This is a genomic window from Listeria rocourtiae FSL F6-920 (assembly GCF_000525975.1).
Taxonomy (GTDB): Bacteria; Bacillota; Bacilli; order Lactobacillales; family Listeriaceae; genus Listeria_A; species Listeria_A rocourtiae.
Genome location: NZ_AODK01000055.1, coordinates 1 through 23,733, shown reverse-complemented (window position 1 = coordinate 23,733; position 23,733 = coordinate 1). Strand labels below are relative to the sequence as shown.

The window sequence follows — 23,733 nt, the reverse complement described above, 5'->3', positions numbered from 1 at the left end:
AAAAAAGTAATTTTTTCCGTTATATTTATCACAACGATGACAAACAGATTAAAAATATGTGACAGTCGTTTTTAAGACATAATTTCAATCATTTATATCTTAAAAGTAAATTTAGATATGTACTTATGTAACTGAATATCAAAAAAAGAGGATTTTTTCACATAAATCCTCTTTTTTATGCATTATTCCGATCGTAATGCATCAATCGGTCGTAATTTCGATGCTTTATTAGCTGGTGTAAGACCAAAAATAACACCAATGAACATCGAGAATAGGAAAGCACCAATAATAGTTGATGCTGTAATGCCTGATGGTATGCCTGCAATAGAGCCGAATGCAAGCGCACCAGAGACACCAATTGCAATCCCAATCAAGCCACCAACAACACTAATAACGATGGATTCAATTAAGAACTGCGTAAGTATGTCTCGTTTTTTCGCACCCAAGGCCTTACGAATACCGATTTCTCTTGTCCGTTCTGATACCGATACTAGCATGATATTCATAATACCAATGCCACCAACAACAAGGGAAATGCCTGCGATTGCTCCGAGCGCCGTTGTAAGAGTAGAGCTGATGGTATCAAATGCATTTAAGATTTCTTGCTGATTAATAACTTGATACGGCGCTGATTCGCCGCTTGCTGAGTCAGCTGAAGTATAGTCAAAATGAATAGATAAGCGTGATTCCAACGTATTTACAACACGATCTACATCTTCTGCTGTTTCTGTTTCGACATAAAACGTTCGAACATTTGTATCTTTTAACATACGTTGTGCTGCAGTTAATGGAACAAATACTTGATCATCACTGGATCCCATCATTGATGCACCTTTTTCTTCCAAAACACCAACGATTTTATAAGGCATACCATTTATGCGGATATACTCACCAATTGGGTCAGAAAAGCCGAATAAATCGCTTGCTACATTTGGCCCGATTACTGCAATTTTTTGCCCGTACTCGACGTCAATTGGTAACAAGAAACGCCCATTATCAAGCTTAAGCCCTCTGGCATCTTTATACTGCTCATTTGTACCAATAAGCTTCAGGTCTTTAGATTTATAATCAAACGTTGCCTTTACTTGTCCTGAAAGCTCTGGGGAAACGCTTTTAACGCCATCAATATTTTTATATTTCAAAACATCCTCATACGTAAATTTATCATTCGGATTAGTCGATGTATTCATCACAGTTACTAAATTCGAACCAAGATCACCCATTTGACTATTGACTTGATCCGTGACACCTTTACCTAGCGACACTAATAAAATAACCGAAGATACCCCAATAATAATTCCTAACATCGTTAAGAAGGAGCGCATCTTACTTGTTTTTAGTTGTTTCCAGGCCATCTTCATACTTTGGCGGATCATTTTGCTACCCCCTCATTGAAAAGTTGACCGTCTTGAATCCGAATTGTCCTTGTTCCATAATTCGCGATATCAAGATCATGCGTAATCATTACGATAGTATTTCCAGCCTGATTCAATTCTTGTAAGATTCCCATGACTTCTTTACCAGTTTTGGAATCAAGTGCTCCTGTTGGTTCATCGGCTAGCAAAATTTGTGGATTAGCCGCAAGTGCACGAGCAATGGCGACACGTTGCTGTTGACCACCAGACAATTGCGTTGGTAAATTCCTTTTTTTATCCGTTAGTCCAACTTTACTAAGGCACTCTAACGCAATTTCTTCTCGTTTTGTGGCGCCCATTCCACCGTAAATCAGTGGTAACTCTACATTCTCTAACGCTGATAGCTTCGTCAATAAGTTAAATTGTTGAAAAATAAAGCCGATTTTCTTATTACGAATCGTAGAAAGTTTATTATCATTTAGCGTCTCTACATCGACACCATCTAAATGATACTTACCAGAATCCGGCACATCTAAGCAACCGATCATGTTCATCAAGGTTGACTTACCAGAGCCAGAAGGTCCGACAATCGCTAAAAATTCGCCTTTTTCAACGGCGAGTGTTACATTGTCTAATGCTTTAAATGTTTCACCGCCAAGTGTATATGTTTTCGTTAAATTTCTCATATCAATAAGTGGACTCGTCATGCGATCACCTCCTCGTTTGGTCTAGTTATTAAAATCCTGGCTGTTGGGATGAATTCGATTTTGTTGGTAGAATGACTTCATCGCCCTTTTCTAGACCTTTCGTAATCTCCATGTTATCTTCGTTGTGAAGCCCAGTCGTTACAAATTGCTTTACTTCTTTTGTCGTGTTATTCTTCCCTTTTTTAGGAACTAACACGTAATACTTGTCCTCATCATTTTTTTGGACCGCCTCGATTGGGACGTATAGTGCGTTTGCCTTTTCATTTACCAAAATAGAAGCATCCGCTGTCATTCCTGACTTCAAATTAGCTATGTCATCAATTGAAATCGTTACTAAGAAAGAGGATACACCGTTCATAACAGTTCCTTGTTCCGCAATTTCCTTCACCTGGCCTGTGTATGTTTTGTCAGGAACTGCCGTAACAGAAATCTTAGCCATTTGACCTTTTTTCACATTAGGCACATCCAACTCATCCATTTGCACTTGCAATTCTAACTCATCGTAATTTGGCGCTTGTTGATTTTGTGGAACGATTGCTCCTGTTGCCGTCGCATTTATTTTCATATCCCCTTGTTTCACTTTCGTTGTTACAAGATTCTTCGTCGTTGTATCTGATCCTGATTTAGATCCTAAGAACAATACTGCTCCTACCACAATTGCTGCGATAATAACGATAGCAATCAACCATTTAACCCATTTCTTCATGTGTGTTGCTCCTTCCAATTAAGTGATTTTCTGTTAGTTCCTTGTTATGTAGGTAACCAAACTTTTAAAAAGTTCATAAACATAAATATTCCCTGTAAAATTGTTCATGCCCTTCTACAAGTTCTTATTGTAGCATAGTTAAAATGAAAACCAGTCATGCTAAGGTCGTATTTATTTGTTCATATTCGGTTCATACAAAACTGTTATAGACATTCTAAAGATAAGTAGACAAAAAGCGCTCATATTCAACGTGGGACGGATTCCCTGAATACAAACGCTTTCGCTTGATTGGCATAAAACTAAATATTCACGTGATTTGTTGGCACGCCGAATTAATTTTACCAGTCCTAAATCTCATCATAGTCCATAATTACTGGTTAGGATAGTTAAAATAATTACCTTCCACTACTTCAATTTGCTTTTCTTTGACGTCGACATTCTTAATCTTAACTAAAGAAACATAATCATCGACCAAACGTTCCTCTGCATATTCTGATTCCACTAAGACTCCAATGCCGACTAATTTAGCATTGAACTCTTCTAATAAGTTCTTCATCCCATTAATCGTTCCACCAGCCTTCATGAAATCATCGACAATTACTACATTCGAACCTTCTGGCAAGCTCCGTTTTGATAATTCCATTTTCTCGATACGCTTGCTAGACCCAGACACATAGTTAATGCTTACCGTAGAGCCTTCTGTTACTTTGCTATCACGACGAACAATAACAAACGGGACATTTAAGTGCTCTGCCACTGCTTGTGCAATCGGAATTCCTTTCGTTGCGACCGTCATAATTGCATCGATTTTTTGCTTATTAAATTTCGTTGCTAAGATTTTTCCGATTTGACTTAGCGTCACTGGCTCGCCTAGTAAATCTGATAAATACAAGTAACCACCTGGTAACAAACGATCAGGCTCAGCAATACGGTTACAAAGTGTCTGAACAAAATCCAGCACATCTGCATTATCTGCAATAGAAATATATTTCACGCCACCAGCAGCACCTGGAACCGTCTCAAGTGTGCCGATACCCCTGTCTTCAAAGGTTTTCTTTATAATCACCAAATCTTCACTAATAGACGATTTGGCAGAACCATAGCGCTCAGCAAATAAAGTCAGCGGTACCAATTTTCGCGGATGGCTCAGCAGAAACTGCGTCATATCTATCAAACGTTCACTACGCCGAATTTTCATAGTACTTCTTCTCCTCTTTTAAAAAATAGCTTTTCCAAACATTAGAACCTATTTTGCCCTTTTTGTACGTATTTAAATTCATTATAAAGGCTTTTAAAAGGAAAAGATAGTGACAACTCACCACTTCAAAATAACCAATTGTTCGATTTCGCTTATTTCATAACCTCTTTAAAGCTGGCAATTTCGGCTCCAACCGCTTTTAATGCTTCCCGTACCTCATCCGATGTTAGGAAAGTAAGTTCTTTTATTCGATAGTCTGTATAGGACGTTAAGCTAAGCATTGTTTCATCGATAAACGCGGGGTGACACATAAATTCCAATGTCTCCGTGTCATCTTTGTACTTCTTCACTACTTGCTTCACGACGTCCGCTGTAATTCCATCCGCATAAAACTCATCAGAAAAACGGTCTGTCGTCGGGATACCAGTATAGTCTGCATCATGTACAGATCGACGTAATCCGACTTGATATTTCTTTGCTAACTTCTGCAAAACTGGTAAAACGATGGGCTCGATTAAATGATGAGTGTCAAAATGGGAAATCGTGATTCCCGCTGCCAAGATTTTTTCGATTTGTGCAGTGAATTCACGCTCAACTTCACCAAAGTCAATTTTATCGATGGAACTTCTAAGTACATCTTGTGCTAGAAATTTTCCAGATTCCGCGGTTAAACTAGGTACATCTTTTAAAAGCGGACTGCCGAATGTCAGCGTTAAATGCGCACCGATGTCAAGCCCAGGATTCTCTTTCGCTATTGCCACACCCAAATCAAACGCAGGTGAATTCGCAAGCATCGTAGTCGACCTTACAACACCATGTTTATAAGCCTCTAAGATTCCGTAAACAACACCCTTTGATAAACCAAAATCATCCGCATTAAAAATCACTTTCATCACTCATCGACTCCTTTATCATTTTTCTTCTTGCCAAGGTCTAACTAGATATACTTCCTCACAGAATCCACGCAAACCGTTATAGACACGTTTTGCTCTAGAGTATTGTTTGACAAGTGCAAACACTGTCGGCCCACTACCGCTCATTAACGCCGTATCTGCGCCGAATTCTAACATCTTCTCTTTAATACGCTTCACCTCTGGATGTTTGGCAAGCGTCACTGTTTCCAACACGTTCCCAATGTTATCACAAATTCCTTCAAAACTACCATCTTGAATCGCCTGTACCATCCCAGCGGTATTCGGGTGCTCTACCTCACCAACACGCAAATCTCTGTACACGCCAGGTGTCGATACGCTAATCGAAGGCTTCGCTAATACAATCCAGCAATTTGGCATCATCGGAAGCGGCTTAATAATCTCACCACGTCCAGTCGCAAGCGCTGTGCCTCCATAAAGACAAAATGGGATGTCTGATCCCAATTCTGCGCCAAGGTTAGCAAGTTCAGTAAGCGTCAACTGTAAACCCCAGATTTGGTTCAAGCCCTTAAGTGCTGCTGCTGCGTCACTGCTACCGCCCGCAAGTCCAGCCGCTACTGGGATGCTTTTGTCAAGCGTTATCGCCACACCTTGCTTTATCGAAAACCTTTCCTTTAAAAGCGCTGCTGCCTGATAAACTAGATTCCTTTTATCGTCGGGAATAAAATGCGCCTTAACATCCAGTTTGATAGTATCCTTTTCGAGCAATACTAGCTGCAGACGATCCGCCAAATCAATCGTTGTCATCACCATCTCAAGCTCATGATAATTGTCTGGTCGTTTATATAGCGCGTCCAATGACAAATTAATTTTTGCAGGTGCTTTCACATTTATTTTCATCATCTCTACAGCCTTTCCTAGGGAACCCTTCTATCTCAATCAAAATAGGTTATCTCCCTGACTTCAAGTTTGGTTACACTTCCTCAAATCTTCTTTGTTTATTCTACCATAGCCAAGCCTAAATATGTACTCCAAACTAGAAAAGAGTTCCGACTATTAAGTTAGATAGGCCAGCCAACCGTTTCGTAATAATAGAGAGCGCTTCCATACTCCGAAAAATTAATTTATCTTTTACGCCTTTACTAGCATGATAACTCCTTGTATTTGAACAACCCAACCAAAAAACCAGCCAATTGGCTGGTTTTGAGATAATAGTGATTAAAGTGCTAATTCTTTACTTACATCATCTGTAAAGTCTAATTCTACAGTGTCTGTTAAAATGTCCGTGTAACTATAGGATACTCTTTCGAAATTGTTCTCGTCTTGATCTAATTCAACAACAAAAACAGCTGGATAAGTTTCAGCTAAAACGCCGCAACGCTCAATTGTCTTCTTACGTCCGCCGTTCGCTTTCAAAGTTAGCCTTGTTCCAAGTCTGGATTCAAGATTTTGCTTGATGCTTGCAATAGTTTTTGACATTTTGTACCCCCACCTCACTAAATTCCAGTATACCACAACAAGGGCAAAAAATCAATAAACAAATATTTTAACAGCGAAATGCCTCTATGTCAACCACTATGGTTGCTTTTTTATCAATTTTTCGTTATTTTCTCATGAAATTGTCAAGAAAATTACTTAATATCGCAAATTCCGGGATACTAAACGTTTCTCCGCGTCTTTTCACGTCAATTCCAACTGCTGCAAGTTCTGCTTCTAATTCTTCTTTTTGCGATTTTAACTCTGGGAAACGATTTACTAAATTATTCCATAATGTTTTACGTCGCTGCGCAAATGCTGAACGCGTAATATCGAAGAAGAAGGTCTCGTTGTCGACTTGTGCTGGCGGTTGCGCACGGCGTTTCAAATGGATAATCGCTGAATCGACATTTGGTTGTGGCATAAATACCGTTTTGGGCACAATGAAAGACAGCTCGGCCTCCATGTAATACTGAATTGCAATCGATAGGCTTCCGTAAGCTTTTGTGCTCGGTTTTGCTGAAATCCGATCCGCAACTTCTTTTTGAAGCATGAATGTCATACTAGACACAGGCAAGTCTTCATGTAGCAATTGCAATATAATCGGCGTTGTCACATAATAAGGCAAATTGGCAACTACTTTCACAGGCTGTGTTCGACTTGGAAACTTCTCTGTAATCATCGCCCCAACGTCGACTTTCAAAATATCTTCGTTCACGATTTCCACATTGTCATATGCTGCGAGCGTGTCTGGTAAAATCGACATAAGACGCTGATCAATCTCAAAAGCTAATACACGTTTAGATGTACGCGCCAAATGTTCTGTAAGGGCACCGATACCCGGACCAATCTCAATAACGTCTGTTTCTTTATCCAGCTCCGCCGTCTCCGTGATTCGTCGCAAAATATTACTATCAATCAGGAAGTTCTGTCCTAAACTTTTCTTGAATAAGAAATCATACTTCTTTAGAATCTCTTTTGTACGGCCTGGTGTTGCGATATCTTTACTCATTCGTCTCCTCCTGCACTACTTTATCCCATGCGGCTTCAAATTGTTCACTTGTAATACCAAACATTCGCAATCTCGCTTGCAGTTGTTTGCCATTCGTATAGCCTATCTTAAGGATTTCTCCTAACTTTTGTCGTTTGGCCTTTGCCCCCGCGCCGCCCATTAAGCCGAGAAGTACGAGCCGTTCATAATCGATTTCACTTTCTTGCACGCGTTCATTACTTGTATGGAAATGCGCCAATGCCTCGCGGATAATTTCAGGTGAAGCATGTTCAACTCCCAAACCACGACCGTATTTCGGCAATGCATCACTCCGTTTAACAAAAGCATGATGGCATCCTGGAACCGCCGCATCGATTTGTTTTCGGATTTTTTCACCAGGAAAATCAGGATCTGTTAGTATAATCACGCCACGTTTTTCTTTTTGCATGACGGATTTTTTCAATAGTCATTGCAGAGATCGCTGAACCATTCGTTTCGATTGTGTCTGCGTCCACTGCGCGGTGAATGGCCGTTGTATCGTCTCGCCCTTCCACAACAATAACTTCATGAATTACTAACTTCTCCATACAAAACGTCCCTTCTCTTTTAATCAGTGTTTCTATCATACCATAAAATTTGCAAAAGCAAAAACCTGTTTTTGCGGACAGAAAAGAAGCAGGAGCAACACCAGTATCGGCATGCATCCTGCTTCTTGTAAATACTTAATCTAAAATGGTTACCGTAACTTGACGGCGCCCCCAAGTGTAACATTGGCTTTCATCTGCAAAATAAACGTCTACAATATTGCCTTTAATAGCTCCGCCAGTGTCTCCAGCGATTGCTTCTCCGTAACCTGACACATAGACTCTAGAGCCTAGTGGAATCACGCTTGGATCTACAGCAACTACTTTTAACCCTGGATTAGCTGTTAAGTTAATACCTGTAGCTGTCGTACCGCCACCTGAATAAGCTGTCGATTCCATCGTGAACGTTTTACCGCCCGATGATGGTTTGCTACTCACTGCAGATGCCTTACTGTTTTTTGAAGACGAGTTTGAAGTTGTCGCTTTTTTAGAAGAAGATGGAGCTGGGCTATTGCTGATTGCCGCTACTACTGGCTCTTCTTTGGTACCACGAACAACGATTTTATCTTCTGGTTTTGCTACCACTTGTTCTGCAAGGAGTTTACGGTGTTTCTCTTTCCCATTCTCAAGAACAACATCATACTTGGCTACTTTCTCGCCTGCTTTCCCTGTTTGAACTACTTTTTCCTCACCTTTTTTAAGCGAAGAATCTTCTTTTACTACAGTTTTGAAAGCTACTGTCGATTTTTTTTTCATCGGTTTTTTTGTCTACATATGTAACAACAACCGTCATATTTGAAGAAAGTTTTGCTGCTTTTGCTGGCAATACCTTGTCATGAGCATCTAACTTAATGTTTTTCTCTGCTAATAGCTCTGCAACTGTGTCTTTTGTTGTCCATGTTGTTTCTTTCTTCGCACCATTTTGAATTGCTAGGGCTACAGCGCGGTCAATTTTAACTTCCATGTTCGCTGATACTTTGTCATCCAATGAAACGTTTAAAGCATCTTGTGGACGTGTCGTAATATTTTCATCCTTCAGTACTTCAGCAACTGTGTCTTTTGTTGTCCAAACACTTGCTTCTTTACCTTCGTCATTAATCGTTACTTCTTTTGCTGGAATGTAGGCAATTTTCATGCCGTCTTTTACAGCTGCATTTTGGGAATAGGACAATTCGTCATATTTTCCAATCTTTACACCTTCATCATTTAATACTTCTCCAACTGTTTTTGCATGCGTGCTAATTTTTGTAACCTCGCCTGCTTTTACAATTGTGATATCGTTTTTAGTCCCCTCGAAAACGAAATAAAAAACCAATGCTATGACAATAACAAACGCGCCAATCATTATCGGTAAACGCAATTTTGATTTCTGGCTTGCGTTACTGCTAGTTTCCATGGTCATGTATTTCTCCCCTTTCTAACTTCTGTTGTGATTATATACGGGGGACGAAAGAACTGTCAACGAATTATCATAAATAGCTGCCTCGATGAAGAAAGATCGATTTATCATTGGTATAAAGCCATTATAGAATCTTTTCATTACATTCTATGTCTAATGTGTCAATTATATTTCAGGAAACTCAGTCTCTAGTCGTAGGCATAATAGAGCGAGGTTTTTCTTGTTTCATTAATCTCTATTTTTTGCTTGCTTAAGATTCCGTTACAGAATTCGATTAATATTACAATTTGATGACAAAAATCAAGTCAATTTAAAAAGTCTATTTGCGTTTTCTGTTGTGTAGCGGGCGATTTCCTCATATTTCATTTTTTTTTAATTCTGCGACCTTTTCGGCAACAATCTTGACGTAACTAGGTTCATTTCTTTTACCGCGATTTGGATGTGGAGCAAGATATGGTGCATCAGTTTCGATTAAAATCTTGTCTAGAGGCACTGATTCCACTGCAATTTTTGGTAATTTTGCGTTTTTAAAGGTAACTGTTCCTCCAAATGAGATGTAGAAATTCATAGCGAGACAAGCTTCCATTACTTCAATAGTTTCACCAAAACAATGCATAATTCCACCGACTTCACTAGCTTTTTCTTCCTGCAAAATACGCACAACATCTTCGGTTGCTTCTCGATTATGAATCACAATCGGTAACTTTACCTCTTTTGCTAGTCTAATTTGTTGACGGAAGACTTCAAACTGAGTTTCTTTTGGCGACGTATCCCAATGATAATCGAGTCCCATCTCTCCTAATGCGATAACTTTCGGATTTTTTGATAGTTCGCGCAACCACTCTAGTTTTTCTTCTGTAAAAGTGATAGCGTCTGTTGGGTGCCAACCAACAATGAGGTAAATAAAATCATATTTATCAGCAAGCTTCAGTGCACGATTGATTGTTTCTTCGTTAAAACCGACAACCGCCATTCGCGAAACATCATTTTCCTTGGCACGAGCGATAACTTCCTCTAGATCCTCGTTAAATGCATCGTCATTCAAGTGGACATGCGTGTCAAAAAGCATTTTTATTCCTCATTTCTTTATTTTAAATTAGTTTAATATCGACTTTCTTCTATAATAATATCATAATTTATTTTTTGTTTCTGAATTGTTCACTATTATTATAGAAGAAAATCGTTTTTTAGCTAAAAGTAAAGGTGGATTTCCAACTAGAAATCCACCTTACTTCGATTATTTTACTTTTGCACCGTTTGGTAGAACGCTGCTCGCTTCAATTATTTGTAAATTACCATCTTTTTCGCCAGATAGAATCATACCTTCACTCATCAGACCGCGTAGTTTTACGGGTTTTAAATTCGATACAACGATAACCTTTTTGCCGATGAGTTCCTCTGGTGTATAGAATTCTGCTATACCTGAGAGAACTTGACGTAGTTTTCCTTCACCTAGATCCAATTGGAAACAGAGTAGTTTGTCTGCTTTTTTGACCTTCTCTACTTGCTTGACTTCTCCAACGCGTAAATCGATTTTATCAAAGTCTTCAATGCCAATTTCAGGCGTTTCAAGCGCTGCAACAGTTGGTTCATCTGCTACTGGCACGGGAATTGTTGCTTTCATTTGTTCTTGAATGTAGGCAACTTCTTCCGCTGCATCTAATCGTGGGAAGATTGGCGTTCCTTTCGCGACTACTTTTGTACCTGCTGGAATCTTACCGTATCCTGTGATTGATGCCCAGTCCTTTAGAGATTCTTCTGTAATTCCCAATTGCGTGAAAATACCTTCTGGACATTGCGTTAAGAATGGCTTTAACATAACAGCAATGATTCGTAAGTTCTCAGCTAGATGTGTCATCACACTCGCTAGTTCCTCACGATTCGCTTCTTCTTTTGCTAATACCCATGGAGCAGTTTCGTCGATGTATTTGTTCGTACGACTTACAAATGTCCATAATTGAGAAAGCACAACCGAAAATTGCATTGTTTCCATATTTATTTCATATTCTTTCAAAACATTATCTTTGAAAACTTCTAATTCGCCATCAAAAGGTGTTACATTACCTTGATAAGCAGGAATTTCACCGTCAAAGTACTTATTTATCATCGCAACTGTCCGATTTAATAGATTACCTAAATCATTTGCTAAATCGTAGTTTACGCGATCTACGAAATCTTCTGGCGTGAATAAGCCATCAGAACCAAATGGAACTTCGCGAAGTAGGTAGTAACGCAGTGCATCCAAGCCGTAACGCTCAATCAGCATGTACGGATCGACAACATTTCCTTTAGATTTCGACATTTTTCCGTCTTTCATCAGAATCCAACCGTGACCAAAAATCTTCTTCGGTAGTGGTAGATCAAGCGCCATTAAAATAATCGGCCAATAAATCGTGTGAAAACGAACAATCTCTTTTCCGATAATATGAACATCTGCCGGCCAGTATTTATTAAAATTAACCTCATCATCCGAACCGTAGCCAAGTGCAGTTATGTAATTAGAAAGTGCATCAATCCATACATAAACAACATGTTTTGCATCACCAGGAACCTTAATACCCCAATCAAAAGTAGTTCTAGAAACTGCTAAATCTTCCAAGCCCGGTTTGATAAAATTATTTATCATCTCGTTTTTACGTGATTCTGGTAGGATAAATTCAGGATTGTCATTGTAATAAGCGAGTAGACGGTCGGCATATTTGCTCATTCGGAAGAAATACGATTCCTCTTTTACGAGCTCAACTTCATTGCCACTCGGTGCTTTTCCACCAATAACTTTGCCATTTTCATCGCGATAAACTTCTTCCAGTTGCGTCTCCGTGAAATATTCTTCATCAGAAACCGAATACCAGCCTTCATATTGACCAAGATAAATATCTCCTTGATCCAGTAGCTTTTGGAAAATTTTCGCGACGCCCTCTTTATGGCGCGGTTCTGTCGTCCGAATAAAATCCGTGTTTGTAATCTCAAGCTTCTTCCACAAATCTTGGAATCCAGTCGCAATATCATCCACATAGCTTTGCGGTGAGATATTTCGTTCCTCTGCTTTTTGCTGAATTTTTTTGACCGTGCTCGTCCGTCCCTGTCAAATAAAAGACATCGAATCCTTGCAAACGCTTGTATCGCGCCATCGCATCTCCTGCAACTGTCGTATACGCGTGCCCAATATGAGCTTTTCCACTTGGATAATAAATCGGAGTCGTAATATAAAATGTATTATTCTCTTTTGGCAACCTAATCCTCTCCTATTCCTCCGCCGAAAAATCATTTTTCCGGTGTTAAATTAACAATTACCTTCTATTATATCATTTTCTACTCAAAACAAAATACCGCAAGCTATAAAAATAAAAAAAAGACAGCGTAGAGCAACCTCCACACCGCCAGATTTCCTTATTTTGTTAGACCAATCATAAATCCACCAGCACCAACGAGTATAATCCCGATAATAACTAAGATAAGTTCGCGTTTTGTCTTTTTCTCACCTAACAATAAAATGCCACCTAACGTGGAAATCACGACGCCCATTTGCGATAATGAAAAACTTATGGCCACACCGATGACCGTGTTGGAGATGAGTAACGCCAAATTTCCGATACTCCAAATAACACCTGGGATAATACTAAGCCATGTTTCTTTTAAAAAGAAAGTTTTGCGATCTTTAAAGGAAAATGCAACCGCCGCGATAACCATCCCAACTGCCTGTGGTAGAATTGCCTCCCAGCCACTAATGTTAAATGCTTTTAGGATAACAACATACGCCACATAGCCCAACGAAGAAATAATTAACGCTACCATTCCTTGCTTCATATTGTTTCCCTTTGATTTGTGCTGCTGATAGGACGTCAAAGAAATTCCAACGATAATAAATACCAATGCTGAAAATCCAAGTACTAACTTTGCTGTGGTCCCCCATTCTTGGAAAACAAAAACACCGAACAACGAAGTTCCAACCAATTGCATCCCCGTTGACAGTGGCATCGCTTTGGAGACACCGATATGAGTAAAAGCTCGAAATTGATTCAGTTGACCGACTGTCCAGAAAATCCCGGATACAAAACTCACTAACAAAATGGTTCCCGTAAATTGCGGTGTTGAATAAAAATACATCCCAATCGCAAAAATGAATGCCCCGAATGTAACTCCTAATGTTTGCTGATAAGGTTTTCCTCCAATTTTAGAAACAACAAGTGGCATTATCCCCCACATCACTGCTGGAATTAACGCAACCAATAAATCCATCAAAAAACTCCTTTCAAACCTACGAAAATGTATAATTTATCTAAAGAAAAAAAAAATTGGCAATTGTAGAACATTTTACCTACAAATAGCGCTCCAACTAGGTTTATACCCTTTTTTAAAGAGAATAACCTTTTTTTTTTGTATTTATTAATATTTTCGTCTAGCTTTTCTAGGAAATTCTTGGTATTATAGATACTAGACCACAGAGTTAGGAGGTAAGAATATGAAATCTACAGGTATGGTAAGAAAAATTGACGAGCTAGGACGTATTGTAATCCCAGTTGAAATTCGTCGTAACCTAGGCGTTGCTGTTAAAGATGCTTTAGAAATTTACATCAATGAAGATGAAATTATCCTAAAGAAATATACAGCTAGCAACCTTTGTGACATCACTGGTGAATTTTCCGATCAAAACAAACAAGTTGTTGACGGTAAATTGACACTTAGCCGTGATGGTGCTGAGAAATTAGTAGCTGACATCCGTCGTCAATTCGGCGATGATATCTAAGACTACAACTAAAGAAAGTATCCTATTTGAAAGCGTGCTAGCCTCAAATAGGATGCTTTTTTGTTGTTGTGGCTCTCATGAAGCGTACTTTGCTGAATTAGAGCCTCAATATGAGTACGAACACAGTGAGTATTCGTTCCTTAATGATCTTATATACAAACTTTCACCCAATCTGTTCAAAATAAAATGCAGAATCTACATAATCCTAGCTTACTCTTCTATCACCACAAACGAAGTCAATTCGGAGATTTTGGCGTCTTTTTTGTTGCTCTTGAAGGTGAAGATATCGGAGAAGTAAACGTGTTTGCCTTTTTTGTTAATGACGGTTCCATGTGCAGAGCCTTCTTTGCCATGTGTTAGGAGGGATTGAATTTCAAGGGAGCTTATTTCTTGGAGATTGGCTTGCAGTTCTTTAATGAATGCCTCGCGACCTTTGATTTGGAATTCACCTGGTACATTCCATACGAATGATTCTTCTAATACGTTTTCAAGTGCTGCTCTTTCGCCTGATGCAGAGGCAACAAGGTAATCTCGGATAATGCGTTTTTTAGGGGCATTGTCACAATTAAAATCACAGAATACGGCAAAGTCCACGCCATGTGTAGCGCTTTCTTTCATCACTTCTTTAAAATGCATGCCCTGTCCTGCCATTGCTTCTTTCAAAATACCGATTGCTTTTGGTCCAATGCCATGTATTTTTTAAAAGCGTTTTTTTCATCATGTATTGCAATTTGTTCCAACGTTGTAATATCCAGTTGGCGTAGTGCATTTGTTGCTGGTTTGCCGATATTGGGTAGATTCGTCATTAGAATTCCTCCTTTTCTTGCTCTCATTATTATAGCAAGTACATCTATTCGAGAGCAAAATTTTGAGATTCCTCTTTTATGCGGTACAATGATGTTATCTGACAAATAAGGAGTTTTCTGATGAATAAGACTACACTCATGTTTATCTTCTCGATAGTTTCGCTGTTTATTCCGCTCGGTACTATTTTAGCAATTTGGACCTTGGTTTACAGTGTGCAATCACAGAAATTGGGCACAGACCCCTTGGTGAAAGCAACGTTCATTATCTCAATAATTAGTATTATTCTTATTATTGTGCCAATAACTTTGATTATCGTATACTTATCAGTTATTGCGTAAAAAGACCAGCTCATAACTCGAAAGCTGGTCTTTTTTTATAATTCATGATATGCCTGATATACTTCGCGCTTCGGAAGCTGGCGGGTTTTCATGACTTGTTTAATAGCTTCTTTTGAGCTCATCGATTCTTCTGACATGACTTTTTCGACATGCTCTTTGATCGATATTTTTATCCACCATATTTCTTCATCCTCATTTAGTACGTCTGCATTTCCTTCCACTATAACGCAAAATTCACCGCGAATTTCGGATTCTTTTGTCCACTCTAGCGCATCCTCCAACGTTCCTCGCAAAAAATTCTTCATATTTCTTAGTCAACTCCCGGCATAATACGATTTTGCGAGTGCTCCCGAGTATTTTATTCATTGCTTTTAAAACATCTTTCAAGCGGTGTGGTGATTCGTAGACAATCCACGTTTCTTCGCGGCGGTTCAACTGAATCAATGCCTCCTCACGCTCTTTATTGCTCCGAGGTAAGAAACCGTAAAAGAAGAAGGGCTGTGGTGCAAGCCCTGATGCGATAAGGGCTGTTAGTGCTGCGTTTGCGCCTGGTAGTGGTACGACGGTAATTTCAGCTTCAATAGCAGCACCTACAAGTTCATAACCTGGGTCGGATATCGATGGCATTCCTGCGTCACTCACAACAGCAATCGTTCTTCCAGCCTGCAATTTCTCAATTAGCTCATTTTGGCGAGTTATTTTGTTATGTTCGTGATAGCTTACCATTTTGGTGTGGATATCAAAATGGTTAAGTAACTTGATTGTGTTCCGTGTGTCTTCCGCTGCAATTAAATCGGCTTCTTGCAAAATTCGAATCGCGCGCATCGTCATGTCCTCTAGGTTACCAATGGGAGTTGGTACTAGGTACAGTATGCCTTTTGCATCTGTTTTTCCGACAAAACTTTTTTTGACTTTTCATCGCATATCACCACCTTTATTTTTTTGTAAATAGAGATCTTTATCTTTACGTAGCAATTTTTTAAAGGCGGCTTCGGCTTTCGTGGCTTCGGATCTTGTTTCAAAACATTCGGAGTGAATAACTCGGACGGGACGCCGATTTCGTGTGTACTTGCAACGAATTCCAGCGTTGTGTTCTGCTTCACGGCGCGCCACATCTGTCGTATAGCCTCCGTAATAAGTTCCGTCCTTACATTCCAATACATAGAAATAATGCGTGTCACTCTTTGCCATACAGCAACTCCCTCACCTGCGCTGTATACTCGCCATCCTTATTTTGGACGATTATTGGTGGCAAGTATTTCACACCAGGTTTCGCGCCTTTTATACCTTCAATTAGAATCGTGTTCGCTTCTCGCTCGACACGCGGATGGACAAATTGCACACGCTTCGGTTCTAAGCCATGTTTTCGCATAATATCAACTATCTCCAACAAACGCTCCGGACGATGAACAAAACTTGCCTTGCCGCCTTGCTTCAGTAAATCTGCGGAGACTTGAATCGTATCGTGCAATGTACAATGTACCTCATGGCGCGCGATTCGCAAATGCTCATTTTCATTTTTAATACTGGTTGATTCCAACGCAAAATACGGCGGATTACAGATAACAAAGCTATTTTTACCTTTTCCAAGAATCGGCACTACTTCACGTAAATCTTGTTGCAAAATTTCAATTTGATTCTCCAGTCTATTGTATGCAATACTTCTTCGTGCCATATCCGCCAGGCGCTCCTGGATTTCTACACCAAGAATCGGGACTTTTGTTCGAGAACTAATCAGAAGCGGAATAATGCCGTTACCGCTACATAAATCGATGATGCGGCCACCTTTTTGATATGGTATGTAGCTAAATCGCGCGAGTAATACAGCATCTAATGAAAACGAAAACACAGAAGGACTCTGAATAATTCGCAAATTCTCTGCTAATAAATGATCTAAACGTTCGTCTCCTAGTAACATCTGAACCTCCCCTAAAAATGAGCCTGAATCATAACCCAAATAAACCGCGACAATCAGGGGATTGTTGGGGCTGTTCGAACAAAGTGAGTTACAGCCCCAATATACATGTGAGCAAAGCGAGCATGTAATCCACCAGCGGCTGTTCGACACCAAATTAGACACAACACCGCTACACAGACAATCCTCCACAACACCTCGAATAAAACGAGTTACAGCCCCAATATACATGAATAATGAGAACGATTAACCCTTTAAGAAATCCCCTAATACAAACGCCTTCGTTCGATTTGCGGCAAGCGAGATTCACACCCCATTAGAAAAAAAGGATGTGAATCTCGCTTATCTTCTATAAAAATGAATTTTGTCTCGGTCCCTTGTTTTACTTCTTATTCAATAATGACATGCAGAATAAACAATCTTCGTCATTTCCGCGCGGGCTTCCAAAGTGTACATTACAAATATGAAAACCTTCTTTATACAATTTGACTAAATTATCATATCCTTCGCCAACTTCAATCATTTGGCGCATCGCCTCTTTGCGAGCTGGAGCCATTGCGCCGAGCTCTTTGTCTACGGGCACTGCACTCACGTGTTGCTTACCGTCTAATTCTTCTAAACGGCGACGCAAATGTTCATTTTCTAAGTTTAGGCGGTTGTTTTCTTCAAGCATGTCACCTAAATTTTGCTTTAGATCACCAAGTTGTTGATACAGCTCGCCAATTTGTTCTTCCATATTGCTGACTGAGTCAAAAAGTGCTTTTTTATCCATATGGACTCACCTCAGGACTTCGCGGGTTCTTTTGAAAAAGCATTGAAGGGACGTAATTCTTCTAATGCGTATTCAATGACCGCGTCTTGATCTGGTAGTCTGACTTGCATAATTCTGCCGAGTAGATTAATACCGACCACACGCGCCTTACCATCAGGCGTGACAACATGTTGGCCAACATCAGGCATCTCTTTCTTCGCCATCTCATATTCATCGTTCTCATATTTCAAGCAACACATTAAACGACCACAAAGTCCAGAAATCTTCGTCGGATTGAGCGACAGGTTCTGGTCTTTTGCCATCTTGATGGACACTGGTTCAAAATCACCTAAAAAAGTCGAACAGCAGAGCATCCGGCCACATGGACCGATTCCTCCAAGTAATTTTGCTTCATCGCGTACACCTATTTGGCGTAATTCGATTCGCGTGCGAAAGACTGATGCCAAATCTTTCACGAGTTCACGGAAATCGACGCGCCCTTCTGCGGTAAAGTAAAAGATGATTTTGTTACGATCGAATGTATAATCAACGTCAACTAGATTCATATCAATCTTATGTTCATGAATTTTCTCATCACACAGTAAAAAAGCTCGCTGACATGATGCTGCATTTTCTTCAACACATTTATAATCTGCATTTGTTGCTACACGCAATACTCTTTTTAGAGGCATAACAACATCCTCTTCATCGACTTCGCGCGGTGCTATAACTGCTTTTCCAAACTCAATTCCTTGCGCATTTTCGACGATGACACCTTGGCCTTCAACAATATTCAGTTTCTCAGGCGAAAAATAATATATTTTACCGGCTTCCTTAAAACGAACGCCTACAATTTTTGGCAATTGGATTACCTCCCTTGAATTTTCAGTACGAGTTGCTCCATCAGTAGTTGGGTGTTCATGTTAGAATCAAGTCTTCGCTTGGCTCCAAGGATAATTTCCATTTCGGCGGTTGTGTCTGTGAGTGACTTCCGCAATATATCCTGCTTTAATATCGATGCTTGTTCCGTGCAGATTGGAGAATAGTTGTCGTTTAGCGACAGGTGCAAGCGGTCACGATATAGTAACAGTAGCAACTCAAGGCCTAAATGTAATTGTGTCTTATCTTTAAAAACAGGTATCCATGCTTCTTGGACTAACAAAATAGGATCGACGCCTTGATGATGCAATCCTTCATATAGCTTCACAGTCACATTGCGAGCATCAGCAAACCATTCATCTTCATTCCAGATAATAGCTTGTTCCGCGTTTCCAGCGACACTGGCCAAAACACGGGCCTTCTGCTCTGAAACGCCCTGTACTATTAAATCGTTGACAAAGGCTTCAAACGGCAAAGCACGAAAGCTCACTGGTTGTAACCGCGATTGAATAGTAGGTAAGATTTGTTGTGGATTGGCAGTCAGAAATAAAATTAACATTCCGCCATCTGGTTCTTCTATAAATTTAAGCAAAGAATTGGCAGATTGAACCGTCATTTTATCCGCATGGTCGATAATCAAAACTTTACAATCCGATTCCATGCCGCGCTTGGACAGTTCCTGCTTCAATTCTCGTACTTGATCAATTTTGATACTGTTGCCATCTGGCTCTAGCCAATGAACGTCAGGGTGATTATCGTTTTCGATTCGCTGACAATTATTACACGTGCCACATGCCAATTCGTCATCGCTCTTTTCTAAGCAAAAACGAGTTTGGGAGAGCCATTTAGCAGTACGTCTCTTACCGGTACCACGCGCACCTTCCAGCAAATAACCATGAGCCAATCGGTCTGTCAGAATGCTTTTAATGAAAAGTTGCATCGCGATTGGTTGCATCGCCAGCAGATCAGCTTGTCGTCCCACGAAAAACCCCTCCAATCATTTCTTTACATTATAACATGACAGGCATAGTTATGGCGCAGATTTTGCCAAAAAAATTGCTTTAAAATTCTTCACCACGCATGATTGCTAGAACGCGCGTGTTTGGCAAGTAACGCTTGATTTCGCGTAATTTGGCGTACGTATCTAAGTCATTCGTGTATTCTGCAAGTTGCATCGCGACCGCGCTACTTCTACTCACACCGGCATTGCAGTGCACAACGATTTGGCTTATATCCTCAAATTGATCAACGAAATCATGAATAATTACTGCATGTTTCTTATTGAAAAGGAGCATTTCATCTGATTCCTTCTTGCTTAATCCCCAATAATCATCTTCTTCATTTATATCATTGAACTGAATCTCCAAAATACCTTGGTACTTACCAGGATCTTTTATTTTTGCAAATGTTTTATTTTTATCGGCAATACGAATCATAATTGGCGTTTTTCCAATTGGATTAAAAGAGGTCGCGATTACTTCGGGCAAGGCTATGATGGGCAGTGTATATGGATCAAAGTCTATTTGGCGACGTTTCTCGTTAATATAATTAGCCACTATTCTCACTCTCCTAGTTTCAGCAACTTTTCCTATACCTCTTATTCTAGCATTTATCGTGGCAATTCCCTACCGTTACCCTTTACATTTGCACTTTTCTTCACATTGTTCGAAACAGACAAACCATTTCAAAAGTTTATGTAAAACGCCTAAGGAAATACGTTTGTCCGCATGCTATATTTAAGTTTATAAAGAGAACGTTTTCATAAAACTAAATAATTTAAGCGCTTTCTTTCACAAACTTATTTTGGTTTCAGGCTTATTTTTAAGCTTTATTATAATAAAAAGGAGGATAAGTAGTATGGTTCAGGTGGATAATGCGCAGCTAGAGAAATATCGGTCTCGCGGGTATAGCGATGACTTGCTGCCTAAGACAGAGAACAAACGGACATGGGGTACGTTTAACTATTTCACATTGTGGATGGGCTCTGTACATAACGTTCCTAACTATGTAGCAGTCGGAGGATTCCTGATACTCGGATTGTCAACGGTTAGTATCATGGCAGCTATTATTGTAAGCGCCTTTATTATTGCCGCAGTCATGGTTTTAAACGGCGCTGCTGGATCGAAATATGGTGTGCCTTTTGCGATGATTTTACGGGCTTCTTACGGTGTTCGTGGCGCTTTATTTCCAGGTATTTTAAGAGGTTGTGTGGCTGCGATTATGTGGTTCGGCTTGCAGTGTTACGCGGGATCGCTTGCTTTCTTAATTTTAATCGGCAAAATTTGGCCAGGATTCTTGGAGATTGGCGAGGGAATTAGTATTTTGGGGATTACGATTCCCGGTTTAATTGCTTTTTTGCTTTTCTGGGCTGTTAATGTCGCAATCGGATTCGGTGGAGGCGGTGTTTTGAATAAATTTACCGCGATTCTTAATCCGTGTATTTACATCGTGTTTGGCGGAATGGCAATTTGGGCAATTTATTTGGCGGGATTCGGTAATATTGTAAATTATGTACCGGCGAACGTTCAAACTGGCGGAAATTCGCTTTTCCTATTTCTAGTCGTGATTAATGCTGTTGTCGCGGTTTGGGCGGCTCCTGCTGTCAGCGCCTCAGACTTCACGCAAAACGCAAAGAATTTCAAATCACAAGCAACTGGCCAAACGCTAGGTCTTGCAGTTGCCTATATTCTGTTCGCTGTTGCGAGCGTTTGTATCTTAGCAGGTGCGAGTATTCATTACGGTACGGAAACATGGAATGTACTTGATATTGTACAGAAATGGGATAGCTTATTTGCATCCATTTTTGCAGTCTTGGTTATCTTGATGACAACGATTTCAACAAATGCAACCGGGAATATTATTCCAGCGGGCTATCAGATTGCTGCTATTTTCCCGAAGAAATTGACGTATAAGCACGGCGTAATGATTGCAAGTATTATTAGCGTTCTAATTTGTCCGTGGAAATTGATGGAGAACCAGGCGAGTATCTACTTATTCCTTGATATTATCGGAGGAATTCTTGGTCCGGTTATTGGTGTGATGTTAGCGCATTACTTCATTATCATGCGTCGCCAAATCAATTTGGACAGCCTCTACACAGAACCCGGCCAATTCTCTTATTACAAAAATGGCTTTAATTCGCTAGCGTTCGTGGTGACAATCGTTGCTGTAGTTGTGTCGCTGAGCGGTAAGTTTATTCCGGTTCTGGAGCCAGTTTCCAGACTTTCATGGTTCATCGGTGTACTCGTGGCTTTTGGTGCTTATTCCCTATTTGCCTCCCTTCACCGCAAGAAGAACCCATCATTTTATGATGACAATACAGAAATTCATATTAAAAACATAGGAGTTGAAGGAAATGAGTTATGATTTAATTATCAAAAATGGAAAAGTAATTTTAGACACGGAAGCGGTAATTACAGACGTTGCGGTAACAAACGGAAAAATCGTTGCGATTGGTGCTAATTTAGGCGATGCAAAAGAGGTCATCGATGCAAGCGGGCTAATTGTTTCCCCTGGCATGGTTGACGCGCACGTTCATATTTCTGAGCCCGGCCGTACCGAATGGGAAGGCTATGAAACTGGTACAAGGGCGGCTGCAAAAGGTGGCGTGACATCATTTATCGAAATGCCACTAAACCAATTGCCAGCAACGATTGACCGCGAATCTCTAAATCTGAAATTTGATGCTGCAAAAGGGAAACTTAGCGTTGATGTAGCACTCTTTGGTGGGCTTGTTCCGCATAACTTAGATCGTCTAAATGAACTAAATGAAGACGGTGTTGCTGCTTATAAGTGTTTCCTAGCAACGTGTGGTTTCGATGGTGTAGATAATGATTTTCGCAATGTAGATGATTATTCATTTTTCGCCGGTATGCAAAAAATCGCCAAAATGGACAAAATTCTGGCTATCCATGCCGAAAATGCGTTAATTTGCGATGAGCTGGGTAAAGTCGCACAAGCAGAAGGTAAAACCTTGGCAAAAGATTACGTCGCATCACGCCCTGTTTTCACAGAAGTAGAAGCCGTTCGTCGCGCTATTTACCTTGCTAAAATCGCTGGTTGTCAAATTCATATTTGCCACTTAAGCACTCCAGAAGGCGTAGAAGAAGTCACTCGTGCACGTAATGAAGGGCAAAAAGTGACATGCGAATCGTGTACGCATTATTTTGCAATTGACGAAGAGCAATTCGAAACGATTGGTACAACTGCGAAATGTGCGCCACCACTACGTGATAAAGCAAATCAAGAACGTCTTTGGGCGAAGCTTTTCGCAGGCGAAATTGATTTCGTTACTTCGGATCACTCGCCCTGCCCGCCAGACATGAAAATCGGAAATGCATTCACTGCTTGGGGTGGCATCTCTGGACTACAAAATAACGTTGATATCATGTTCGATGAAGCTGTTCAAAAGCGTGGCATGGAGCTAACACAATTTGCAAAATTAATCGCATCCAATCCTGCTGATCTTTATAAGCTAACGAATAAAGGCCATATCGCGATTGGCAAAGACGCTGATTTCGCGCTTATTCATCCAAACGCACCATATACACTTGCTGCAGAGGACTTGGAATACCGTCATAAAATTAGCCCTTATGTTGGTCGTACAATCGGCGCACAAGTTGTAGCAACGATTCTTCGTGGCTCGGTGATTTATGACAAAGAAGACGGCGTGCGCGATACACATGAAGGTTCTTTTGTACTTCAAAACATAAAACAAACCGTTCAATAAAGTATTTTCAGGAGGCTGGGACATAACCCAGATAAATCGGCGACAAGCGCTCGCATTGTTGGGACTGTTCGAAATGAAGTGAGTTACAGTCCCAATATGCCTATGAGTATCGCGAATAGGCGGCCCTTTCTACGGTTCTGCTACGCAATACTTGCTACGCTTAACTTCTTGCATGGTCGAGGAAACTACCCTCTCCCTGCTTTCAGTCATCATGTACAGTCGTACACTCCGCTTTGTTGGGACTGTTCGAAATAAAATGAGTTACAGTCCCAATATACA

Annotated in this window: 21 protein-coding genes and 5 pseudogenes; 4 read left to right on the top strand and 22 right to left on the bottom strand. The window is 40.2% G+C overall.

What is annotated here, in order from left to right; genetic code table 11:
- Window positions 1-182: 182 nt before the first annotated feature.
- The 13 genes and pseudogenes from PROCOU_RS14650 to PROCOU_RS14590 all read right to left on the bottom strand — a co-directional run bounded on the left by PROCOU_RS14650 (window position 183) and on the right by PROCOU_RS14590 (window position 13,527).
- Complete coding sequence (locus PROCOU_RS14650) at window positions 183-1,376, bottom strand: ABC transporter permease (RefSeq protein WP_036073798.1); 1,194 nt, start codon at window positions 1,374-1,376, stop codon at window positions 183-185.
- Window positions 1,373-2,062 carry an ABC transporter ATP-binding protein gene (locus PROCOU_RS14645; RefSeq protein ID WP_036073795.1) on the bottom strand — a complete coding sequence of 230 codons (690 nt, stop codon included), beginning with the start codon at window positions 2,060-2,062 and terminating at the stop codon, window positions 1,373-1,375. The genes PROCOU_RS14650 and PROCOU_RS14645 overlap by 4 nt, the downstream gene beginning before the upstream one ends.
- 28 nt (window positions 2,063-2,090) lie before the next feature.
- Complete coding sequence (locus tag PROCOU_RS14640; RefSeq protein ID WP_036073791.1) at window positions 2,091-2,768, bottom strand: efflux RND transporter periplasmic adaptor subunit; 678 nt, start codon at window positions 2,766-2,768, stop codon at window positions 2,091-2,093.
- Between the two features lie 370 nt (window positions 2,769-3,138).
- Window positions 3,139-3,966 carry a pur operon repressor gene (gene purR, locus PROCOU_RS14635; RefSeq protein ID WP_036073788.1) on the bottom strand — a complete coding sequence of 276 codons (828 nt, stop codon included), beginning with the start codon at window positions 3,964-3,966 and terminating at the stop codon, window positions 3,139-3,141.
- A 152-nt stretch (window positions 3,967-4,118) separates the two neighbouring features.
- A complete protein-coding gene (gene chbG / locus PROCOU_RS14630) occupies window positions 4,119-4,859 on the bottom strand; it encodes a chitin disaccharide deacetylase (RefSeq protein ID WP_036073786.1) in 741 nt (246 codons plus the stop codon).
- 18 nt (window positions 4,860-4,877) lie between these two features.
- Window positions 4,878-5,738, bottom strand: coding sequence for a 4-(cytidine 5'-diphospho)-2-C-methyl-D-erythritol kinase (ispE, locus tag PROCOU_RS14625; RefSeq protein WP_036073802.1), 861 nt, complete (start codon window positions 5,736-5,738; stop codon window positions 4,878-4,880).
- Between the two features lie 318 nt (window positions 5,739-6,056).
- On the bottom strand, window positions 6,057-6,317 hold the full coding sequence (veg, locus tag PROCOU_RS14620; RefSeq protein ID WP_036060632.1) for a biofilm formation stimulator Veg: 261 nt from the start codon (window positions 6,315-6,317) through the stop codon (window positions 6,057-6,059).
- 124 nt (window positions 6,318-6,441) lie between these two features.
- Window positions 6,442-7,326 carry a 16S rRNA (adenine(1518)-N(6)/adenine(1519)-N(6))-dimethyltransferase RsmA gene (gene rsmA / locus PROCOU_RS14615; protein ID WP_036073784.1) on the bottom strand — a complete coding sequence of 295 codons (885 nt, stop codon included), beginning with the start codon at window positions 7,324-7,326 and terminating at the stop codon, window positions 6,442-6,444.
- Window positions 7,319-7,892, bottom strand: a pseudogene (gene rnmV / locus PROCOU_RS14610) (ribonuclease M5). The gene rsmA and the pseudogene rnmV overlap by 8 nt, the downstream one beginning before the upstream one ends.
- 135 nt (window positions 7,893-8,027) lie before the next feature.
- A pseudogene (locus PROCOU_RS18680) lies at window positions 8,028-9,291 on the bottom strand (ubiquitin-like domain-containing protein).
- A 297-nt stretch (window positions 9,292-9,588) separates the two neighbouring features.
- Window positions 9,589-10,357 (bottom strand): annotated as a pseudogene (locus PROCOU_RS14600) (TatD family hydrolase).
- 168 nt (window positions 10,358-10,525) lie between these two features.
- Window positions 10,526-12,521 (bottom strand): annotated as a pseudogene (gene metG / locus PROCOU_RS14595) (methionine--tRNA ligase).
- A gap of 157 nt (window positions 12,522-12,678) precedes the next feature.
- Entirely contained in the window at window positions 12,679-13,527 is an 849-nt protein-coding gene (locus PROCOU_RS14590) for a GRP family sugar transporter (RefSeq protein ID WP_036073781.1), read from the bottom strand.
- A gap of 223 nt (window positions 13,528-13,750) precedes the next feature.
- Here PROCOU_RS14590 and PROCOU_RS14585 point away from each other — a divergent pair, with 223 nt between their 5' ends.
- Window positions 13,751-14,035 carry an AbrB/MazE/SpoVT family DNA-binding domain-containing protein gene (locus PROCOU_RS14585; protein WP_036060638.1) on the top strand — a complete coding sequence of 95 codons (285 nt, stop codon included), beginning with the start codon at window positions 13,751-13,753 and terminating at the stop codon, window positions 14,033-14,035.
- 210 nt (window positions 14,036-14,245) lie between these two features.
- On the opposite strand, the gene PROCOU_RS14580 is transcribed toward PROCOU_RS14585, so the two are convergent.
- Entirely contained in the window at window positions 14,246-14,698 is a 453-nt protein-coding gene (locus PROCOU_RS14580; protein WP_244266336.1) for a nuclear transport factor 2 family protein, read from the bottom strand.
- Window positions 14,695-14,841, bottom strand: coding sequence for a helix-hairpin-helix domain-containing protein (locus PROCOU_RS18675; RefSeq protein WP_244266335.1), 147 nt, complete (start codon window positions 14,839-14,841; stop codon window positions 14,695-14,697). Before PROCOU_RS18675 ends, PROCOU_RS14580 begins: the two co-directional genes overlap by 4 nt.
- Window positions 14,842-14,961: 120 nt before the next feature.
- Between PROCOU_RS18675 and PROCOU_RS14575 the strand changes: the two genes are divergently transcribed.
- Window positions 14,962-15,180: a hypothetical protein gene (locus PROCOU_RS14575; RefSeq protein ID WP_036073779.1), complete on the top strand. Its 219-nt coding sequence runs from the start codon at window positions 14,962-14,964 to the stop codon at window positions 15,178-15,180.
- 35 nt (window positions 15,181-15,215) lie between these two features.
- On the opposite strand, the pseudogene rsmI reads toward PROCOU_RS14575, so the two are convergent.
- From rsmI to PROCOU_RS14540, 7 genes and pseudogenes are all read right to left on the bottom strand, one after another.
- Window positions 15,216-16,053 (bottom strand): annotated as a pseudogene (gene rsmI, locus PROCOU_RS14570) (16S rRNA (cytidine(1402)-2'-O)-methyltransferase).
- 42 nt (window positions 16,054-16,095) lie between these two features.
- A complete protein-coding gene (locus PROCOU_RS14565) occupies window positions 16,096-16,371 on the bottom strand; it encodes a GIY-YIG nuclease family protein (protein ID WP_036073777.1) in 276 nt (91 codons plus the stop codon).
- Complete coding sequence (locus PROCOU_RS14560) at window positions 16,358-17,098, bottom strand: tRNA1(Val) (adenine(37)-N6)-methyltransferase (RefSeq protein ID WP_036073775.1); 741 nt, start codon at window positions 17,096-17,098, stop codon at window positions 16,358-16,360. Before PROCOU_RS14560 ends, PROCOU_RS14565 begins: the two co-directional genes overlap by 14 nt.
- Window positions 17,099-17,477: 379 nt before the next feature.
- Window positions 17,478-17,867, bottom strand: a complete 390-nt coding sequence (yabA, locus tag PROCOU_RS14555; protein WP_036073773.1) for a DNA replication initiation control protein YabA — start codon at window positions 17,865-17,867, stop codon at window positions 17,478-17,480.
- An 11-nt stretch (window positions 17,868-17,878) separates the two neighbouring features.
- Window positions 17,879-18,709, bottom strand: a complete 831-nt coding sequence (locus PROCOU_RS14550; RefSeq protein WP_036073771.1) for a PSP1 domain-containing protein — start codon at window positions 18,707-18,709, stop codon at window positions 17,879-17,881.
- Between the two features lie 5 nt (window positions 18,710-18,714).
- Entirely contained in the window at window positions 18,715-19,707 is a 993-nt protein-coding gene (holB, locus tag PROCOU_RS14545; RefSeq protein WP_036073769.1) for a DNA polymerase III subunit delta', read from the bottom strand.
- Window positions 19,708-19,786: 79 nt separating this feature from the next.
- Entirely contained in the window at window positions 19,787-20,281 is a 495-nt protein-coding gene (locus PROCOU_RS14540; RefSeq protein ID WP_036073767.1) for a dual specificity protein phosphatase family protein, read from the bottom strand.
- 301 nt (window positions 20,282-20,582) lie between these two features.
- Here PROCOU_RS14540 and PROCOU_RS14535 point away from each other — a divergent pair, with 301 nt between their 5' ends.
- A complete protein-coding gene (locus PROCOU_RS14535) occupies window positions 20,583-22,091 on the top strand; it encodes an allantoin transporter (protein ID WP_077913477.1) in 1,509 nt (502 codons plus the stop codon).
- Window positions 22,081-23,454, top strand: a complete 1,374-nt coding sequence (gene allB, locus PROCOU_RS14530; protein WP_036073766.1) for an allantoinase AllB — start codon at window positions 22,081-22,083, stop codon at window positions 23,452-23,454. The genes PROCOU_RS14535 and allB overlap by 11 nt, the downstream gene beginning before the upstream one ends.
- Window positions 23,455-23,733 lie beyond the last annotated feature (279 nt).

Coding starts and splice junctions, on each gene's coding strand:
- PROCOU_RS14575 (WP_036073779.1), top strand. CDS start 14,962: ATGAATAAGACTACACTCATGTTTATCTTCTCGATAGTTTCGCTGTTT.
- PROCOU_RS14560 (WP_036073775.1), bottom strand. CDS start 17,098: ATGTTACTAGGAGACGAACGTTTAGATCATTTATTAGCAGAGAATTTG.
- purR (WP_036073788.1), bottom strand. CDS start 3,966: ATGAAAATTCGGCGTAGTGAACGTTTGATAGATATGACGCAGTTTCTG.
- PROCOU_RS18675 (WP_244266335.1), bottom strand. CDS start 14,841: ATGACGAATCTACCCAATATCGGCAAACCAGCAACAAATGCACTACGC.
- chbG (WP_036073786.1), bottom strand. CDS start 4,859: ATGAAAGTGATTTTTAATGCGGATGATTTTGGTTTATCAAAGGGTGTT.
- PROCOU_RS14640 (WP_036073791.1), bottom strand. CDS start 2,768: ATGAAGAAATGGGTTAAATGGTTGATTGCTATCGTTATTATCGCAGCA.
- PROCOU_RS14535 (WP_077913477.1), top strand. CDS start 20,583: ATGGTTCAGGTGGATAATGCGCAGCTAGAGAAATATCGGTCTCGCGGG.
- yabA (WP_036073773.1), bottom strand. CDS start 17,867: ATGGATAAAAAAGCACTTTTTGACTCAGTCAGCAATATGGAAGAACAA.
- rsmA (WP_036073784.1), bottom strand. CDS start 7,326: ATGAGTAAAGATATCGCAACACCAGGCCGTACAAAAGAGATTCTAAAG.
- PROCOU_RS14585 (WP_036060638.1), top strand. CDS start 13,751: ATGAAATCTACAGGTATGGTAAGAAAAATTGACGAGCTAGGACGTATT.
- allB (WP_036073766.1), top strand. CDS start 22,081: ATGAGTTATGATTTAATTATCAAAAATGGAAAAGTAATTTTAGACACG.
- PROCOU_RS14590 (WP_036073781.1), bottom strand. CDS start 13,527: ATGGATTTATTGGTTGCGTTAATTCCAGCAGTGATGTGGGGGATAATG.
- PROCOU_RS14650 (WP_036073798.1), bottom strand. CDS start 1,376: ATGATCCGCCAAAGTATGAAGATGGCCTGGAAACAACTAAAAACAAGT.
- PROCOU_RS14645 (WP_036073795.1), bottom strand. CDS start 2,062: ATGACGAGTCCACTTATTGATATGAGAAATTTAACGAAAACATATACA.
- PROCOU_RS14565 (WP_036073777.1), bottom strand. CDS start 16,371: ATGGCAAAGAGTGACACGCATTATTTCTATGTATTGGAATGTAAGGAC.
- ispE (WP_036073802.1), bottom strand. CDS start 5,738: ATGAAAATAAATGTGAAAGCACCTGCAAAAATTAATTTGTCATTGGAC.
- veg (WP_036060632.1), bottom strand. CDS start 6,317: ATGTCAAAAACTATTGCAAGCATCAAGCAAAATCTTGAATCCAGACTT.